Origin of the sequence: Pseudomonas grimontii, assembly GCF_007858185.1 — a bacterium.
Taxonomy (GTDB): Bacteria; Pseudomonadota; Gammaproteobacteria; order Pseudomonadales; family Pseudomonadaceae; genus Aquipseudomonas; species Aquipseudomonas grimontii.
In genome coordinates, this window is the sequence record NZ_VFES01000018.1 from 50140 (window position 1) to 66734 (window position 16595).

Below are 16595 nucleotides of genomic sequence, written 5' to 3' on the forward strand. Positions count from 1 at the left end.
AATGATCACCTCCCGGCTGTTGAAACGCGCGGCCATCTTGCTGATGGGGCTGTTGCCCTGGGCGGCGATGGCCTTGGAGGAACCTCACGTTTTGAGACTGCTGGGCCACTCCACCCTTGCAAACCCTTCGGTGGTGCTGGACGAAGCCGACTGGCGTTGGCTGCGCGAGCGGCGCACGCTGTCGATGGGTGTGTCTGCCCCCGATTACGCGCCCTTTGACCTGAGCAGCAACAACGACGAGCTTGAAGGCATTACGGCCGATTATGCGGCGCTGGTCGCCCGGGCGCTGAATATCACGATTGACGTGAGGCGTTATGGCAGCCGCGATGAGGTGATCAATGCCCTCAAGGCCGGCGCAGTGGATTTCGTGGGGTCGGCCAATGGGTTTGAGGCAGCCGACCCGGAGTTGGTACTGTCCCGTTCCTACGCCAATGACCAGCCCGTGCTGGTAACACGCGCGGGTGAGAGCCAGGCGCTGAAGGCCGACCTTGCGGGCAAGCGCCTGGCGATGCTCTACCACTACATGCAGCCCGATGCTGTCCAGGCCTTTTACCCCGATGCGCAGTTGCTCTTGTTTGCCTCGACCTTCGAAGCCATTGGTGCCGTTGCGTTCGGCCAGGCGGATGTGTACTTGGGCGACACCATCAGCACCCGCTATCTGATCAACAAGAACCACCTGAATAACGTGCGTATGGCGGATTTTTCCGCCTTGGAGGTCAACCCTTTCGGGTTCGCATTCACTCAGGGCAATACGCGCCTGTTGGGCATCATCAACGCTGCGCTGGCCGCCATTCCGGCTAACCAGCAGCTGGAAATCCTGCGCCGCTGGAGTGCCGGCGGCAGCGGATTCCTCGAGGCGGATCAACTGCGCTTGAGTCAAAGTGAGCAGCGCTGGCTGGAGAAGCACCCACGGGTGAAGGTGGCGGTGCTCGACAAATTCGTGCCGTTGTCGTTTTTCAACGAACAGGAGCAATTCGAAGGCTTGAGTGCCGAGGTACTGTCGCGCATCAGCTTGCGCACAGGCTTGAAGTTTGATGTAGAGCGGGGCAGTTCGCTGCCTCTGCAAATTGAGCAGGCCAGTGCCGGTCGTGTGGACATGCTGGCGGTCGTCACCCCGAGTGTCGAGCGGTCCGAAAAGATCCGTTTTACCCGGCCTTACCTATCCAACCCCTATGTCTTGGTGGTACGCGCCAGCGACGAGCATCTGGTGACCCTGGAAGATATGCCCGGTAAACGCCTGGCGATTATTCGCGGCAGCAGCCTGGCCGCGCAAATCAGCCACGACTATCCAAACATCGGGTTTGTCGACGTGGAGAACCCCGAGCAGGCCATGGAATTGGTGGCCAACGGCATTGTCGATGCGACTGCGGTTTCGCTGATCAGCGCGCGCTACATGATCGCGCGCAATTACCGTAAGCGCCTGCACATCACCAGCACCGTCGGGAGTGAGCCCGCACGCATTACCTTTGGGGTCAACCGCAGCGAACTGGAGTTGTACTCGATCCTCGACAAGGCGCTGTTGAGCATAACCCCTGAAGAAATGGACGAGCTGACCAACCATTGGCGCAGCGAGATCATCATTGAAGACAGCTACTGGAAACGTCATCGCAATATGATCATCCAGGGCTTTGGCCTGGCTGCGCTGCTGCTGCTGGTCACCCTGGGCTGGGTGTTCTATCTGCGTAACCTGATTCGCAAACGCGCCCAGGCCGAGCGGGCCTTGAGCGACCAGATGCGTTTCATGAGCGTGCTGATCGATGGCACGCCACACCCGATCTATGTGCGCGATCGCCTGGGTCGCCTGATGGCCTGCAATAACGCCTATCTCGATGTGTTCGGCTTCAAGTTGGAAGACGTGATCGGCAAGACTGTGGTGGAAACCGACACGGGTAACCCGCCCCAGGCCAAGTCGTTTCATGCCGATTATTTGCGTTTGATGGAGATGGGTGATCCGCAGATCCATGACCGCGTGCTCAAGGTGCCCGGTGGCGATGCGTTGACCATCTACCAGTGGATGCTCCCGTACCGCGATAGCAATGGCAGCGTCGTCGGCATGATTGCCGGCTGGGTGGATGTCAGCGAGCGCCAGCGTTTGTTGGGCCAGTTGCAGGAAGCCAAGGAGGAGGCCGACGCCGCTAACCGTGCCAAGACCACGTTTCTGGCGACCATGAGCCATGAGATCCGCACCCCCATGAACGCGGTGATCGGCATGATCGAACTGGCCCTGGAAAACGCCGAACAGGGCGTGGCCGATCGCGATGCGCTGGAAGTCGCATCAGTGGCGTCCCGGGGCATGCTGGAGTTGATCGGCGATATTCTCGACATTGCGCGGATCGAATCCGGCCACCTGTCCCTGAGCCTGGAGCCGGCCAATCTGCACGAACTGCTGGCCTCGGTGGCACGTGTGTTCGAGGGGCTGGCGCGGGACAAGGGCTTGGTGTTGCAGGTGGAGCTCGACCCATTGATCGACCGGCCGGTGTTAGTCGACCCGTTGCGCTTCAAGCAGGTGGTGTCGAATGTGTTGGGTAACGCGATCAAGTTCACCGCCACCGGCCAGGTGCTTCTGGGCGCCCAGGCTGCGCCGGCCTTGGTCAACGACCAACTGAACCTGCGGTTGTGGGTGGAGGACACGGGGATTGGCATCAGCGCCGAAGATCAGCAGCGCTTGTTCAACCCCTTTATCCAAGGCAGCAATAACGAGCAGTCAGCGCGAAGCGGATCGGGCCTGGGGTTGGTGATCAGCCATAACCTGTGCGAGATGATGGGTGGGCAATTGCATTTGAGCAGTGTGCTGGGCAAGGGCACGCGGGTGGATGTGACGTTGGCGCTGGCACTGACCACAGCCGTGCCGCTCAGTGTCCCGGTGCCGCACATTCCGCCAGTACGCGGGTTGAACATTCTGGTGGTGGATGACTACCCGGCCAACCGTTTGTTGCTGGCGCGACAACTGAGTTTTCTGGGACATCGCATCACCTCGGCCGAGGATGGCGCCCAAGGATTTGCATTGTGGCAGGCTGGAGATTTTGATGGCGTGATCACCGATTGCAACATGCCTTTCAAGGACGGTTACACGTTGGCGCGTGATATTCGCGCACAGGAGCGCCAGTTGGGGCTGACGCCGTGCCTGTTACTCGGGTTCACCGCCAATGCCTTGCCGCAAGAAGCCGAACGCTGCCGCCAAGCAGGCATGGACGGTTGCCTGTTCAAGCCTACCGGGCTTGAGGACTTGCGCCTGGCTTTGGCATCACGGACCGCCGGCGTGCTAGTGGATGAAGTGGAAGTGGGGTTTGATTTAAGTTCACTGATCACGCTGACGCAGGGAGATAACGATGCCCTCAACGGGCTGTTGACGCCGTTACTCAGTAGCCTCGAAGAAGACCGTGGGCTGTTGCCGTGCCTGAAATCGCAGGCTGATTTCGCCAAGCTTCATGACCTGGCTCATCGCGTCAAAGGGGGCGCGCGCATGGTCAAGGCTCAGGTGTTGATCACTTGCTGCGAGACATTGGAAAGCGTGTGTGAACAGCATGACGGCGTTGCATTGGGCGCTGCGGTAGAGGCGATAGACGTGGCCATCGAACAGTTGCATCACAGCATTAGGCGTTACGGCAATCAGGCTTGACGGCCGGAGATGGCCATTCGGTTGATTTGGGAGAACTCCTACATGAAGGGGGAACATGCCTGATTTTGTCTTCGGGATATGTCTGGAAAATGGGCCTCGCTCACTGACGAGCGCTGCCTGCCCAGGGGTTTGCCATGCCGAACAAAGCACTGACCATCCTGATTGCTGATGAACAACACCTGCAACGGTTGTACATCGAAAAAATGCTCAATCAGTTGGGGTACCACCGGATCGTGCCGGTACAAACCTTCGAGGAAGTCCAGATACTCACCGCCATCCCCGCCGACCCCTTCGACGTGCTGATCATCAATGCGGGGCTGACGGCCCACGTCTGTGGGCCCCAGCCCCAGGTGAACCATATTCTGGTCTACGATCACCTGGATCTGGGTGCACCCCCCGGCGTAACCCCGGCGGTGCTGGTGCGGCTGCCCGGTGTGCCGGACAACGTCAATCTCGAACACTTCATGGACATTATCGACCCACCCGCGGCCACTGCCGGCCTGCGGGTATTGCCGTGGCTGCGCGAGTTATCCCGCGCATCGGTGGGCGGGGCTTAGTCCCACTTCGGCGCAATGCCCTTGGGGCTGGTCAAGCGCTGGCCCCGTTCCAGCCCGGCAATTTGTGCCATGTCAGCAGCGCTCAAGGTCAGTTGCAGGGCCTTGAGGTTGCTTTGCAGGTTGGCACGCTTGGTTGAGGATGGGATGACCGCATAACCCAATTGCATGGCCCAGGCCAAGGTCACTTGCGCCGGGGTAGCCTGATGGCGCTCGGCGATCTGCTGGATCACCGGGTCCTTGAGTGCTTCACCGTAGGCCAGGGTCATGTACGAGGTGATCTGGATGCCGTTGGCGGTTGCGAAATCCACAACCTGCTGGTTTTGCAGATAAGGGTGCAATTCGATCTGGTTGGTGGCGATGTGCTCGGCACCCACGGCTGCGATGGCCTGCTTCATCAGGGCGATGGTGAAGTTGGAAATACCGATCTGGCGCGTCAGGCCCAGGCGTTTGGCTTCCAGCAACTGCCCCATGAATTCGGCGACGGGCACCTGGTCTTCAGGTGATGGCCAGTGGATCAGGGTCAGGTCCAGGTAATCGGTCTTGAGCTTGCGCAGGCTTTCCTTGAGGCTTGGGATCAGCTGGCCTTCAGCAAAGTTGGCGATCCAGATCTTGCTGGTGATAAACAGTTCATCCCGCGGGATGCCGCTGTCGGCGATGGCCCGGCCGACGTCCGCTTCATTCTCGTAGATCTGCGCGGTGTCGATGACACGGTAGCCCAGTTCCAGGCCGGTGCTGACGGAATCGATCACCACCTGGCCTTGCAGGCGAAAGGTGCCGAGGCCGAAGGCGGGGACTTTTGGCGTGAGGGTAGACATCAGTAACTCCAATAGGGCTGTAGGCAATGGAGTTGAGTATCCCCTCGTCGTTCCTTCGGAAACACCGTCGAACCCGAAAAGGACTCTTGCCTGCACGTCACGAATGGCCAGTGTGCTTGACGCTGTCATGAGGCGCTGTACCTGCGGTAGCAGCGCCTTGATCAATCAGTCTTAAGCGCGCAGGCGCTCGGCCGCCGCACGCAACAACTGCTCGGTGGCGGTCCAGCCCAGGCAGCCGTCGGTCACTGACACCCCGTATTTCATCGACGGACTCAACGGCTGACAGCCTTCGAACAGATGGCTTTCGAGCATCATGCCGATCAGCGAGGTGTCACCCTGCAAGCGTTGCTCCAGCACGTCGTTGAACACGGCCGGTTGGCGCAGCGGGTCCTTGCCGCTGTTGGCGTGGCTGCAGTCGACCATGATCCGGGGGGTGACCTTGGACTTGACCAGGTCGTGTTTTACCCGCGCCACGCTCTGCGCATCGTAGTTCGGCCCGCGGTGACCGCCACGCAGTACCAGATGGGTGTCGAGGTTGCCAGGAGTCTGGATGATTGCCGGGTGGCCTTGGCTGTCGACGCCGAAGTGGCGGTGCGGGTGGGACGCCGAGCGCATGGCGTCACAGGCAATCGCGACGCCGCCATCGGTGCCGTTCTTGAAGCCCACGGGCATGCCCAGGCCGCTGGCCATCTCACGGTGGATCTGCGACTCCGTGGTACGCGCGCCAATCGCTACCCAACTGAGCAGGTCATCGAAGTAGCCGGCGGCCATGGGTTGCAGCAGCTCAGTGGCAACCGGGAGGCCCAGGCGCAGCATTTCGCGCATCAACTCGCGGGACAGAGTCAGGCCGGCGGCCATGTCATCGCTGCCATCCAGGCGGGGATCATAGGCCAGGCCTTTCCAGCCGACAGTCGTGCGTGGTTTTTCGACGTAGGCGCGGATGACCAGCAGCATCTGGTCGCTGACTTCGAGGGCCAGCTTCTTCAGGTTGCGGGCGTATTCCATGGCCGATTCCGGGTCATGGATCGAGCACGGCCCCACAATGACCAGCAAGCGTGAATCTTCGCCATTGAGGATGGCGCGCACGGCTTGGCGATGGGCGTGGATCTGTTCGTTGAGGAACGGGCTGAGGGGCAACTGGTGCTTGAGCTCAAGTGAGCTGGGCAGGCGCTGGGTCAGGGCTTCATTGGCGCTGGTCAGGGCACTGTTCAAGGCTGAGAGGGGCAGAGCGGCGACGGAGGAGTTCATATTCAAGGCTTCCTGGGCAAGCGGCGGGCTATTCCCGCGCGCTTGGCCTACTGGGGTGTTCGACAATTCGCCGTATCGGCTACGTGTGTTGGTTTGCCACCAATAGGTGACCGATCGGAGGCGGCAGGCTGTCCCGAGCGGAGCTTGCTAAATCGCCATGCAGTGCACGTGTCGTAGCGGTAATAAGTGGCATAGTTCATGTCGTGATTCCTTTAAGTGTTCTTGATCAAGCTGAAAAGTTTGTGGAGACCTGAAAAAACAAAACCCCCGGTCGGGGAGCCGACCGGGGGTTAGATTTCTCTGGTAGGCGACCCCTTGAGTAGTGGGCGCCGATTTCAGGTATCAGGCGCGCCAGTGGCTAAACCAATACCCAAAATAAAAGCTGACCAGTGCGCTCGAACCGTTCACACGGGTAGCCGATACCGAGCGCTGGGCGCTGGCAGCAGGGCAAACCTGAGTGTGGGTGAGTTGCAACATGGTGTGTCTCCAAATTTATGAGGGGAGCTTACTCGAGGCACGCAGGGAGATTCAATCAGTAATTTCTATTGCGGTGGGGTACTTACGGCTATGGGGTGAGTGCCGATATGCTGTTTGCACTTTGATACTGATTGCTTGGACGCGACCATGACTGCCTTCACCCTTGCTGCTGCTCAATCCATTTCCATCGCGGGCGATGTCCCAGCCAATATTGAACGGCACCTCGCATTTATGCGCACCGCGGCGGAACAGGGTGTGCAATTACTGGTATTCCCCGAGTTGTCGTTGACGGGGTATGAGCCGTCGCTGGCCGCTGAATTGGCGATTGCGCCAGAGGACAAGGTGCTGACACCCCTGCGTGAGATGGCGCGGGAACTGCGACTGACGGCGGTGGTGGGGATGCCGATCCGAGTGACGCCGGAGGCGGGTGTGTTGATCGGTGCGCTGGTGCTGGGAGCGGACGGCTCCCTGGCGGTCTACACCAAGCAGCATCTGCATGCTGGCGAAGAGGCTGTGTTTGTCGCAGGGCACGGCGGTGCAGCCCTTGAGTGGGGGGATGAGCGGATTGCGCTGGCGGTGTGCGCAGACTTTTCCCATGCCAGTCATCCCCGTGCAGCGGCGCGAGCGGGCGCTACGGTGTATGCCGCAGGAGTATTGATCAGTGAGGGCGGCTACGCCACGGACAGTGCGCTGCTCCAAGACTATGCCGCTGAACATGGCCTGCTGGTGTTGATGGCCAATCATGGTGGTCCTTCAGGTGGCTGGGCCTGCGCCGGTCGCAGTGCGATCTGGGCCGCCGATGGCAGTTTGCTTGCTGCTGTCCCTGGCGTGGGCGATGCGCTGCTGATTGCCCGTCGCGCTGGCCGGGGTTGGGCTAGCCGAGTGATGGCTCTCTAAATGGCATTTCACCTGCGCGCTGCAACGGACCAGGACCTTCCGTTTGCACGGAAGCTGACCCACGAGGCAATGGCCCGCTACTACGTTGAGTATGGGTTGTGGTGGTCCAACGAAGGCTTCGATACCGCCTGGGCCGGTCGGGAAAACTGGCTGATCTGCCGGGACGACAGTGTCTTCGGGTTTATCAGTCTGAGTCGCGACAGCCGTGCTCTCTATATTCGCGAGTTGCATATGCTGGAGGCGTGTCGCGGGTTAGGCGCGGGTTGCTGGGTGTTGGAGCAGATGGCGCTCAAGGCGCAGGCACTGGGACTGTTGCGCTTGACCGTATTCAAGACTAATCCGGCCAGAAGGCTCTATCAGCGCATGGGGCTCAGCATCGTTGGTGAAGACGACTGCTTCTGGCGTATGGAGCGTGTTTGTCGCTCAAGCTAAAACGTGCACCGGCTTCTTATAAGCGCATACTGGCTTCAGGAACTCATCTCCTGATCGTTGTTCAGGCTTCCCGCCTCGGCAAGGATAACCCCTTCTTTCATGCCCAAAAGGACCGCTACCTTATGGGCCTCCCCACGCCGTCCCTTTTTGCGCCCAGCGAGCACTTGATAGGTGGTTGCCGGATCAACGCCATGTTCCCGGGCGAACGCTTGAACTGACTTTCCCTGATGTTCCAGCCAGGCCTTGGCTTGTGCAGTGGTACGGATTCCGGGCATAGTTCAAAACCGTTCAAGTTTGTTTAATAAAGAGATGAGCGTGTCACCTCTTGGGGTGTGTCAAATAGGATCATACATCCAAATGAGTGGAATCGGTTCGCGTTTAAGGCAAGAAAGGGAGCGACTTGGCTTGTCGCAAAAAGTGTTTGGTGAAATAGGGGGCGTTGAAGCCAACGCACAAGGTAAATATGAAAGTGGAGGGCGTGCGCCTAAAGCGGATTACTTGTCTCGTGTCGCCCAAAGAGGTGTAGATGTGCTGTATGTCTTGACCGGCGCAGCCACGCCAATTCAACTGGAAAATCTGAGCCAGATCGAGGAGAAGGTCCTCGGGGACTACCGCGCAATGTTCGAGGAAGACCAGGCTGCAATCCGTCGCCTGACCTCCACCCTGGCCGAGCACTCGGTTGCGATTAACGGAAAAGCCAAGCCACAGCCCCAGGATTCCTGACGCTTTGCCCAGCAAATTTAGCCATCCGCTGCACGGCGAGTGGCTGTCGCTTAATCAAACTCTACATATATGACGCTTGCAGCTAGGTCTGCGCCTTGGTTTTTTGCTAAGGTGTTCAGCAACCTATAAGACTATTTCGCGAGGTGTCTGCTTGATTAGGGTGCTAGTAGTCGATGACCATGATCTCGTTCGTACAGGCATTACACGAATGCTGGCTGACATCGATGGCCTGCAAGTAGTCGGTCAGGCCGAGTCAGGTGAGGAGTCCCTGATCAAGGCCCGGGAGTTGAAACCCGATGTGGTGTTGATGGACGTCAAGATGCCTGGGATCGGCGGTCTTGGTGCGACGACCAAATTGCTGCGCAGCCATCCGGACATCAAGGTCGTGGTGGTGACGGTGTGCGAGGAAGACCCGTTTCCGACACGGCTGCTGCAGGCTGGCGCTGCCGGTTACCTCACCAAAGGTGCAGGCTTGGCGGAAATGGTCCAGGCCATTCGCCTGGTGTTTGCCGGCCAGCGCTATATCAGCCCGCAGATCGCCCAGCAATTGGCTATCAAGTCCTTCCAGCCCACCAGTGACTCGCCGTTTGATGCGCTGTCGGAGCGGGAAATCCAGATTGCCCTGATGATCGTCGGTTGCCAGAAGGTACAGGCGATCTCCGACAAGTTGTGCCTGTCACCCAAGACCGTCAACACCTACCGCTATCGTATTTTCGAGAAGCTCGCCATCAGCAGTGATGTTGAATTGACCCTGCTCGCGGTGCGCCACGGCATGGTGGACGCCAGCGCCTGACATGACCACACCGTTTGATCCGAGTGCCTTTCTCTCAACCTGCAGTGGCCGCCCAGGCGTGTACCGCATGTTCGACAGTGAGGCGCGCCTGCTTTACGTCGGCAAGGCCAAGAACCTGAAGAGTCGTCTGGCGAGCTATTTTCGCAAGACCGGTCTCGCGCCGAAAACCGCCGCCCTGGTGGCGCGTATCGCCCAGGTCGAAACCACCATCACCGCCAACGAAACCGAAGCGCTGCTGCTTGAGCAGACGCTGATCAAGGAATGGCGGCCGCCCTACAACATTCTGCTGCGTGACGATAAATCCTATCCCTATGTGTTTTTATCCGACGGCAGCTTCCCGCGCCTGAGCATTCACCGTGGGGCGAAGAAGGCGAAGGGCAAGTATTTCGGGCCTTATCCCAGCGCTGGGGCCATTCGTGAAAGCCTGAGCCTGCTGCAAAAGACCTTTTTTGTGCGCCAGTGCGAAGACAGCTTCTATAAGAACCGCACGCGGCCTTGTCTGCAGTATCAGATCAAACGTTGCAAGGCACCGTGTGTGGGCTTGGTCGAACCGGCGGAGTACGCCGAGGATGTGCGTCATTCGGTGATGTTCCTTGAAGGACGCAGCAATGCGCTCACCGATGAACTCTCCACAGCCATGGAGCAGGCGGCCAGCACCCTGGATTTTGAGCGGGCTGCCGAGCTACGCGACCAGATCTCGCTGTTGCGCCGTGTCCAGGATCAGCAAAGCATGGAAGGCGGCACCGGCGACGTCGACGTGATCGCCGCCTTCGTCAATCCGGGCGGTGCCTGTGTGCACCTGATCAGCGTGCGCGGTGGGCGGGTGCTGGGCAGCAAGAACTTCTTTCCGCAGACCGGTATTGACGAGGAAGTCGCCGAAGTCATGGCCGCTTTCCTGGGCCAATACTACGTGAGCAGCCCCGAGCGCGACCTGCCGTCGGAGTTGATCGTCAATGTGGTGCACGAAGACTTCCCCACGTTGATCGAAGCGATCCACGAATTGCGCGGCCGCGAGCTGGACATCAGCCACCGCGTACGTGGCACCCGCGCGCGCTGGCAGCAACTGGCGGTGACCAACGCCGAGCAAGCCCTGAGCGCGCGCCTGGCTAACCGACAGCACGTCGCCGCACGCTTTGACGCCCTGGCCGAAGTCCTTAACCTGGAAGAACCGCCTCAGCGCCTGGAGTGCTACGACATCAGCCACTCCAGTGGCGAGGCCACCGTGGCGTCCTGCGTGGTGTTCGGGCCGGAAGGGCCAATCAAGTCCGATTACCGGCGCTACAACATCGAAGGCGTCACTGCTGGTGATGACTATGCCGCCATGCACCAAGCCCTCACACGCCGCTTCAGCAAATTGAAGGACGGGGAGGGCAAGTTGCCGGACATCCTCCTGGTCGACGGCGGCAAGGGCCAGTTATCCATGGCCCGGGACGTGCTCAACGAGCTTGCGGTGCCTGACCTGATCCTGCTCGGCGTGGCCAAGGGCGCGACGCGCAAGGCGGGTTTCGAGACGTTGTACTTGAATGATGCCGCCCATGAGTTCACTTTGAAGGGCGACTCACCCGCGTTGCATTTGATTCAACAGATTCGCGACGAAGCCCACCGTTTCGCCATCACCGGCCACCGCGCCCGCCGTGGTAAAACCCGGCGAACCTCAACCCTGGAAGGGGTGGCAGGGGTAGGCCCGACGCGGCGTCGCGACTTGCTTAAACATTTTGGTGGCTTGCAGGAGCTGTCCCGTGCCAGCATTGACGAGATAGCCAAAGCACCGGGTATCAGTAAAAAGCTCGCTGAGCTGATTTATGCGAATCTGCATAGCGAATAGAATGCCTTTCCACCTCGTAGCCAGTTGTGCCGATGAATATCCCTAATCTGATCACCGTTCTACGCGTCCTGCTCATCCCGATTTTCATTTTGTTGTTCTATTTGCCGTACGAATGGAGTTATTTGGCTTCCAGTTCAGTGTTTGCCTTTGCGGCCGCCACCGACTGGCTCGACGGCTACCTGGCGCGCCGCCTCGAACAGAGCACGCCGTTCGGCGCATTCCTCGACCCCGTGGCCGACAAGCTCATGGTGGCCGTCGCTTTGGTCCTGCTGGTGCAGGAACACGGCAACTTGTGGCTGACCCTGCCGGCAGCGGTCATCATCGGCCGCGAGATCGTCGTCTCGGCCCTGCGCGAATGGATGGCCGAAATCGGCGCCCGTGCCCACGTGGCCGTGTCCAACATGGGCAAATGGAAAACCGCCGCGCAAATGCTCGCGCTGGTCATCCTGCTGGCCAACCCATCGGACTTCTCGTTCTGGGTCCTCACTGGCTACGCCTTGCTGCTGATCGCAGCGGGCCTGACCCTGTGGTCGATGCTCCAATATCTGCGCGCTGCCTGGCCGCATCTGCGCACCACCGTTGAAAAGAAATAAAACTTTTTTGAATCAAGGGGTTGACGGGTGCTGAGGATTCTATAGAATGCGCATCACCAAGCGGGAATAGCTCAGTTGGTAGAGCACGACCTTGCCAAGGTCGGGGTCGCGAGTTCGAGTCTCGTTTCCCGCTCCAAATATTGCGCTACAGAGTTCCACTGAATTCTGTAAGTGATTGAAATCAGGGCCTTTAGGCCCTTTTTTCGTTCCAGCGGGAACCACTGAAATCCAGCTCCATCCAGTGCGTTTAAGTCCGATTTAAGTCCCGAATGAGGATCTTGGATCTGGATGAGCACTGAATCGGTTTTTTGCTGGAGCAGCTTGGATAGCGAGACGAGCATCTGGCCCTGACTCTGTTCAGGAGCTCGCGATGGCACTCTCGGATACCACCGTTCGGCAAGCCCGAATCACCGGCAATGACTACACGATGGGCGACACGGATGGGCTTGCGCTCAACGTGACGGCGCGCGGCGGAAAAATCTGGCGTTTCAGGTACTACTGGGCGGGGGGGCAAAAGCGCATGTCTCTGGGTAGTTATCCGCAAATCAGCCTCAAAGAAGCTCGTGCGCGACGTGATGAGGCGCGCGCCTTGGTCGCCCAAGGGATCATCCCTATGAGCACCGTAAACAGCAGCGTCGTGCTGTTCTTTTTGCGGCAGAGCACACCTTCGAGGCCGTGTTCAATCAGTGGGTGGAGTTCCGCAGGCTGAGCCTGAAGGAAGGACGCCAGAGCACGCTCTCGCAGATCTTGAGAATCTTCAATAAAGACGTCCTGTCCACCCTGGGCGGGCGGTCCATCTACGATATCAATCGTCACGATCTGCTGGATTTACTGAGCAGGATCGAATAGCGCAAGGCCTTAACGACGGCGGAAAAATGCCGGACCTGGTTTAACCAATTGTTCCGCTATGCGCTGGTGAAAATTGAGGGGCTGGAACACAACCCAGCTTCAGACCTCGATGTGGTCGCACTTACCAAACCTCCCGTGACGGACAATCCGTTTCTCCGCATGGACGAGCTGCCGAGGTTGATGGCCGCGCTTCGAAACTACGGCGGTGCCGACCAAACTCGGCTTGGCTTTCAACGACACCGTGTCGATCGGTTTTGGGCCTACGATCAACCGCATCAGCGGTGAGATAACCGGCATGGTGCCCAACCCACTCAGCCCAGGTCGCAATGATGGAAAACTCAAAAGCAACGGTGACGATACGGCACTTGGTTTCAACGCCGGTATCCTGGTGCAGGCGACGGATCGAACCCGTCTGGGATTGACTTACCATTCCAAGGTCAGTTGCCACTTGGATGCCAAGACCAAGGTCACCAACGGCATTTCCTACAGGCGACCGGACAGTTATCAGCTTCGGTGCAGGCTGGACACCCGTGGACAATGTCACCGTTGATGTCGCTTATTCCTATCTGTGGGAAGAGAGCGTGCGGGTCAACGATGCGTCGGCAACCCGGGGAGCCTACAGCTCCAAGTACAAAAACAGTGCGAGTGGTTTTGGTACTTCCGTCAGCTATTGCTTCTGATCGAGTGCCGCTTGACCGGCCGGGAGTGTAGGCTGACTCCCGGCTTCCAGAGCACTTCGCCGTCCTTTCAGGCGCCCATGATGCGTGCCATGAGACCTTGGTGAAACCGACGCGGTGTGGCCCAGGTCAGGACGGTCATCGCCTTGTTGCCAAAGCCCGGCACGACACTCAAACGTCCGGCTTGCAGCGCTCGAATGCCAGCGCGGACTACGGGTTGTGGTTGCATCATGACCATTTTCAAGGCTGGCGTAATCGTTTGCCGGGCGCTTTGAGCAAACCCGGTATCCGACATCCCCGGACAAAGTGCCGTCACGATGACGCCGTCGCTTTTGAGTTCACGATGCAATGCGTCAGAGAAGCGCAGCACGTAAGCTTTAGCGGCAGAGTAAACGGCAAAATTCTTCACGCCTTGAAAAGACAGCAGGCTGGCGACCATCAGGATGTGTCCACGCTTGCGGGCTCGCATGTCTGCCGCGAAGACGTGAGTCAGGGCCGTCAGACTGGCGATATCCAGATCGATCATGGCCAGGGAACGGTCCAGAGGCTGATCCAGAAAAGGCCCTTGCAACCCATGTCCCGCATTGTTGATGAGCACGTCGACCACTATTCGCCGCTCGCTCAGCCGCTTATGCAGTTCGATGACCGCGGGGATCGACGACAGGTCTACTTGCTCGACGATCACCTCAACGGCGAACTGTTCGCGCAACTGCGCTGATAACGCTTCGAGCTTATCCAGTCTGCGTGCTACCAGGACCAGCGATTTCCCCTGCGCGGCATATTGTCGGGCAAATTCCTCGCCAAATCCGCTTGAAACGCCTGTGATGAGTACCCAGGAGTGTTCGTTTGGTTTCATATCGCTGATCTCGGGTTGTTGAGCCAATAGGGTAGGGGGATGAAGAACTGCCTGGGCTGATCAACTCAGCGACTCGCCACCGGTTTGGTTTCCGGCGGTTGCCAGCCACCCCCCAGGGCCCTGAATGCCGCAACCGCCGCCCGTGCCGATTCCGTTCGCGCCTGCGCCCGGGCATCGGAGGCCTGTAGCAGCGTTTCGTCGGCATTCAGGACATCGATCAGGCTGGCGGTGCCTTTCTGATAGGCAATGAACGACGATTGCCGAGCCTGGGTCAGCGAAGCTTCACCCTGGGTGAGGGTAGTGGTCTGGGCCTCTCGATTCACCAGTGCCGAGAATGCGTTCTCGACGTCCTCGGTGGCGCGCAGCACAGACTGGCGGTAAGCGGCCAGGGCCTCGGCTTCCTGCCCCTTTGCTTGATCGATTTGCGCGTTGATGCGGCCAAAGTCGAAGAGTCTCCAGCGCAGACCCAGTGCGCCCGCTGATTGGCTGGCGCCCCCGGTGAAAAGATTACCGGCGGATACTGCTGTGGCGCTGCCCAGCAATGCGCTGAGGGAGAATTTCGGGTAGTACTCAGCAACGGCCTCCCCGATGCGTGCATTGGAGGCCGCCAGGCGGCGCTCCGCCACGATGAGATCCGGCCGGCGGCGCAGCAGATCGGCCGGTGTTCCCGTAGCCTTGATCTGCGGCGCGAGAGGAATCCTCCCCGCACTTGCCAGTTGTGTGCGATGGGTGCCGGGCGGCTTGCCGAGCATAATATCCAGTGCGTTCATCGCGGCATCCAGGCCGGTCTGCAGAACGGGCACTGTGGCTTGGACCTGTGCCAAGGCTCCTTCGGTCTGGCGAACCTGATAGCTAGCGGCGAGGCCCTTGCTGTAGAGCAGTTGGACCTTCTCCAGCAGTTCCTGCTGCGTTTTGACCTGTTGGTTCGCAATGTCCAGCCGTGCCTGCAGTCCGCGCACAGTGATGTAGATGTCGGCGGTCTGCGCCGCAACAGCCAGGCGTGTGGCTGCGGCACCTGCTTCAGAAGCCTGGTACTCGGCCAGTGCCGCCTCGCGTCCACGGCGCAGACCGCCAAAGAGGTCGACCTCCCAGCTGGCATCGAGGTTGAGCTCGTAGGCACTTCCGTAGCGATCATAGCCAGGCGTTGAATTCAGCACCTGGCCGAGTGGGGTCTCGACTGACTGGTAGGAGCGCGCGGCTTGGCCGCTGATATTGCCCGAGGGCAGCAAAGCGGCATTGGCCGCACCCAGTCCCGCTCGAGCCTGCGCGACTCGCGCCGACGCCTGCGCCAGGTCCATATTCTGCTCAAGCGCCTTGGCGACGAATTCAGTTAGCGCTGGATCATCAAAGCCTTCCCACCAGTCCACGAGACTGGCTGGCACCGCCGCGGGTCGCTGTTCGACAAAGGGTTGACCCAGGAAGCGGTCCGAAAGCGGAGCGTCCGGACGGTGATAGTCCGGACCAACCGCGCAGCCGGCCATCAGGCTGGCGCTCACCAAAAGAGCTACGGGGCGGAAGGAAGGCATTGAGGTTCCTTGAATCGAAAAGGATTTGTGACTACATTACATTATGGTCACTCGTTGTCAATTGACGCTCATGAGCGAAGTTAAAAATGACTGAACACATACAGGCACTCCATTTGCGTGGTCCTTCGGAGCACAGCGTCCGCGATCAGATCGTTGAGTCGGCAACCGGGCACTTCGGGCGTTACGGTTATGGAAAAACCACGGTGTCCAATCTCGCCAAATCCATCGGTTTCTCCAAGGCCTATATCTACAAGTTCTTCGATTCCAAGCAGGCGATCGGCGAGGTGATCTGCGCGAACCGACTCGCCACTGTCATGGAGATCGTCGATGCTATGGTTTCGGATGCGCCGACGGCCTCCGGGAAGCTAAGGAGCTTATTTCGTGGGCTGATAGAGGCTGGCAGTGATCTGTTCTTCTATGATCGAAAGCTCTACGACATTGCCGCGGTTGCCGCGCGGGAGCGGTGGCCGTCGGTGAGGCTCCATGAGGAGCGCTTACGGGAAGTCATCACGCAAATCATTCTGGCGGGGCGAGAGGAGGGGGAATTCGAGCGAAAAACGCCGCTTGATGAGGTGGTTGGCGCCATCTATTTAGTCACGTGTCCTTACATCAATCCGGGCCAGCTGCAATACAATCTGGACGGGATGCGAGAGGCGTCGATGCATTTGACCGCGTTGATATTGCGCAGTTTGGCGCCATGAAGTGACT

The 16595-nt window shown here is 59.3% G+C and carries 14 protein-coding genes, 1 tRNA gene and 2 pseudogenes; 12 read left to right on the forward strand and 5 right to left on the reverse strand.

Annotated features, from left to right (window positions below; genetic code table 11):
• Position 1 precedes the first annotated feature (1 nt).
• Positions 2-3619, forward strand: coding sequence for a transporter substrate-binding domain-containing protein (locus tag FIV39_RS24710; protein WP_090402216.1), 3618 nt, complete (start codon positions 2-4; stop codon positions 3617-3619).
• A gap of 134 nt (positions 3620-3753) precedes the next feature.
• Positions 3754-4176 (forward strand): ANTAR domain-containing protein, encoded by a 423-nt coding sequence (locus tag FIV39_RS24715; RefSeq protein WP_090402218.1) that lies wholly within the window; start codon positions 3754-3756, stop codon positions 4174-4176.
• Here FIV39_RS24715 and dkgB read toward each other — a convergent pair.
• Positions 4173-4991 carry a 2,5-didehydrogluconate reductase DkgB gene (dkgB, locus tag FIV39_RS24720; RefSeq protein WP_090402219.1) on the reverse strand — a complete coding sequence of 273 codons (819 nt, stop codon included), beginning with the start codon at positions 4989-4991 and terminating at the stop codon, positions 4173-4175. The genes FIV39_RS24715 and dkgB overlap by 4 nt on opposite strands.
• Before the next feature lie 171 nt (positions 4992-5162).
• A complete protein-coding gene (locus tag FIV39_RS24725) occupies positions 5163-6239 on the reverse strand; it encodes a 3-deoxy-7-phosphoheptulonate synthase (RefSeq protein ID WP_146371628.1) in 1077 nt (358 codons plus the stop codon).
• Positions 6240-6863: 624 nt separating this feature from the next.
• Here FIV39_RS24725 and FIV39_RS24730 point away from each other — a divergent pair.
• The gene (locus tag FIV39_RS24730; protein ID WP_090402221.1) at positions 6864-7613 is read left to right on the forward strand and encodes a carbon-nitrogen hydrolase family protein; all 750 of its coding nucleotides are present in this window, start codon (positions 6864-6866) and stop codon (positions 7611-7613) included.
• On the forward strand, positions 7614-8045 hold the full coding sequence (locus tag FIV39_RS24735) for a GNAT family N-acetyltransferase (protein ID WP_090402223.1): 432 nt from the start codon (positions 7614-7616) through the stop codon (positions 8043-8045).
• 35 nt (positions 8046-8080) lie between these two features.
• Here the strand turns inward: FIV39_RS24735 and FIV39_RS24740 are convergent, their stop codons facing one another.
• On the reverse strand, positions 8081-8320 hold the full coding sequence (locus FIV39_RS24740; RefSeq protein ID WP_090402225.1) for a DNA-binding protein: 240 nt from the start codon (positions 8318-8320) through the stop codon (positions 8081-8083).
• 82 nt (positions 8321-8402) lie between these two features.
• Between FIV39_RS24740 and FIV39_RS24745 the strand changes: the two genes are divergently transcribed.
• From FIV39_RS24745 to FIV39_RS24775, 7 genes and pseudogenes are all read left to right on the forward strand, one after another.
• Positions 8403-8768, forward strand: coding sequence for a helix-turn-helix domain-containing protein (locus tag FIV39_RS24745; RefSeq protein WP_090402228.1), 366 nt, complete (start codon positions 8403-8405; stop codon positions 8766-8768).
• A 151-nt stretch (positions 8769-8919) separates the two neighbouring features.
• Entirely contained in the window at positions 8920-9561 is a 642-nt protein-coding gene (gacA, locus tag FIV39_RS24750; protein WP_010566015.1) for a response regulator transcription factor GacA, read from the forward strand.
• Position 9562: 1 nt separating this feature from the next.
• The gene (gene uvrC / locus FIV39_RS24755) at positions 9563-11386 is read left to right on the forward strand and encodes an excinuclease ABC subunit UvrC (protein ID WP_090402231.1); all 1824 of its coding nucleotides are present in this window, start codon (positions 9563-9565) and stop codon (positions 11384-11386) included.
• Positions 11387-11418: 32 nt separating this feature from the next.
• A complete protein-coding gene (gene pgsA / locus FIV39_RS24760) occupies positions 11419-11979 on the forward strand; it encodes a CDP-diacylglycerol--glycerol-3-phosphate 3-phosphatidyltransferase (protein WP_027603207.1) in 561 nt (186 codons plus the stop codon).
• 60 nt (positions 11980-12039) lie between these two features.
• Positions 12040-12115, forward strand: a tRNA-Gly gene (locus tag FIV39_RS24765).
• A 234-nt stretch (positions 12116-12349) separates the two neighbouring features.
• Positions 12350-13062, forward strand: a pseudogene (locus FIV39_RS24770) (tyrosine-type recombinase/integrase); the annotation flags it as partial.
• Positions 13028-13508: pseudogene (locus FIV39_RS24775) on the forward strand (OmpP1/FadL family transporter); the annotation flags it as partial. The pseudogenes FIV39_RS24770 and FIV39_RS24775, both read left to right, overlap by 35 nt.
• Positions 13509-13575: 67 nt before the next feature.
• Here FIV39_RS24775 and FIV39_RS24780 read toward each other — a convergent pair.
• Positions 13576-14361, reverse strand: a complete 786-nt coding sequence (locus tag FIV39_RS24780) for an SDR family NAD(P)-dependent oxidoreductase (RefSeq protein WP_146371630.1) — start codon at positions 14359-14361, stop codon at positions 13576-13578.
• A gap of 65 nt (positions 14362-14426) precedes the next feature.
• The gene (locus tag FIV39_RS24785) at positions 14427-15887 is read right to left on the reverse strand and encodes an efflux transporter outer membrane subunit (protein WP_090402234.1); all 1461 of its coding nucleotides are present in this window, start codon (positions 15885-15887) and stop codon (positions 14427-14429) included.
• An 86-nt stretch (positions 15888-15973) separates the two neighbouring features.
• Here FIV39_RS24785 and FIV39_RS24790 point away from each other — a divergent pair, with 86 nt between their 5' ends.
• The gene (locus FIV39_RS24790) at positions 15974-16588 is read left to right on the forward strand and encodes a TetR/AcrR family transcriptional regulator (protein ID WP_090402236.1); all 615 of its coding nucleotides are present in this window, start codon (positions 15974-15976) and stop codon (positions 16586-16588) included.
• The last annotated feature ends 7 nt before the right edge of the window (positions 16589-16595 follow it).

Excerpts from the sequence above, each read along its gene's own strand:
- FIV39_RS24710 (WP_090402216.1), top strand. The coding sequence starts at position 2 with ATGATCACCTCCCGGCTGTTGAAACGCGCGGCCATCTTGCTGATGGGG.
- FIV39_RS24715 (WP_090402218.1), top strand. The coding sequence starts at position 3,754 with ATGCCGAACAAAGCACTGACCATCCTGATTGCTGATGAACAACACCTG.
- dkgB (WP_090402219.1), bottom strand. The coding sequence starts at position 4,991 with ATGTCTACCCTCACGCCAAAAGTCCCCGCCTTCGGCCTCGGCACCTTT.
- FIV39_RS24725 (WP_146371628.1), bottom strand. The coding sequence starts at position 6,239 with ATGAACTCCTCCGTCGCCGCTCTGCCCCTCTCAGCCTTGAACAGTGCC.
- FIV39_RS24730 (WP_090402221.1), top strand. The coding sequence starts at position 6,864 with ATGACTGCCTTCACCCTTGCTGCTGCTCAATCCATTTCCATCGCGGGC.
- FIV39_RS24735 (WP_090402223.1), top strand. The coding sequence starts at position 7,614 with ATGGCATTTCACCTGCGCGCTGCAACGGACCAGGACCTTCCGTTTGCA.
- FIV39_RS24740 (WP_090402225.1), bottom strand. The coding sequence starts at position 8,320 with ATGCCCGGAATCCGTACCACTGCACAAGCCAAGGCCTGGCTGGAACAT.
- FIV39_RS24745 (WP_090402228.1), top strand. The coding sequence starts at position 8,403 with ATGAGTGGAATCGGTTCGCGTTTAAGGCAAGAAAGGGAGCGACTTGGC.
- uvrC (WP_090402231.1), top strand. The coding sequence starts at position 9,563 with ATGACCACACCGTTTGATCCGAGTGCCTTTCTCTCAACCTGCAGTGGC.
- pgsA (WP_027603207.1), top strand. The coding sequence starts at position 11,419 with ATGAATATCCCTAATCTGATCACCGTTCTACGCGTCCTGCTCATCCCG.
- FIV39_RS24780 (WP_146371630.1), bottom strand. The coding sequence starts at position 14,361 with ATGAAACCAAACGAACACTCCTGGGTACTCATCACAGGCGTTTCAAGC.
- FIV39_RS24785 (WP_090402234.1), bottom strand. The coding sequence starts at position 15,887 with ATGCCTTCCTTCCGCCCCGTAGCTCTTTTGGTGAGCGCCAGCCTGATG.
- FIV39_RS24790 (WP_090402236.1), top strand. The coding sequence starts at position 15,974 with ATGACTGAACACATACAGGCACTCCATTTGCGTGGTCCTTCGGAGCAC.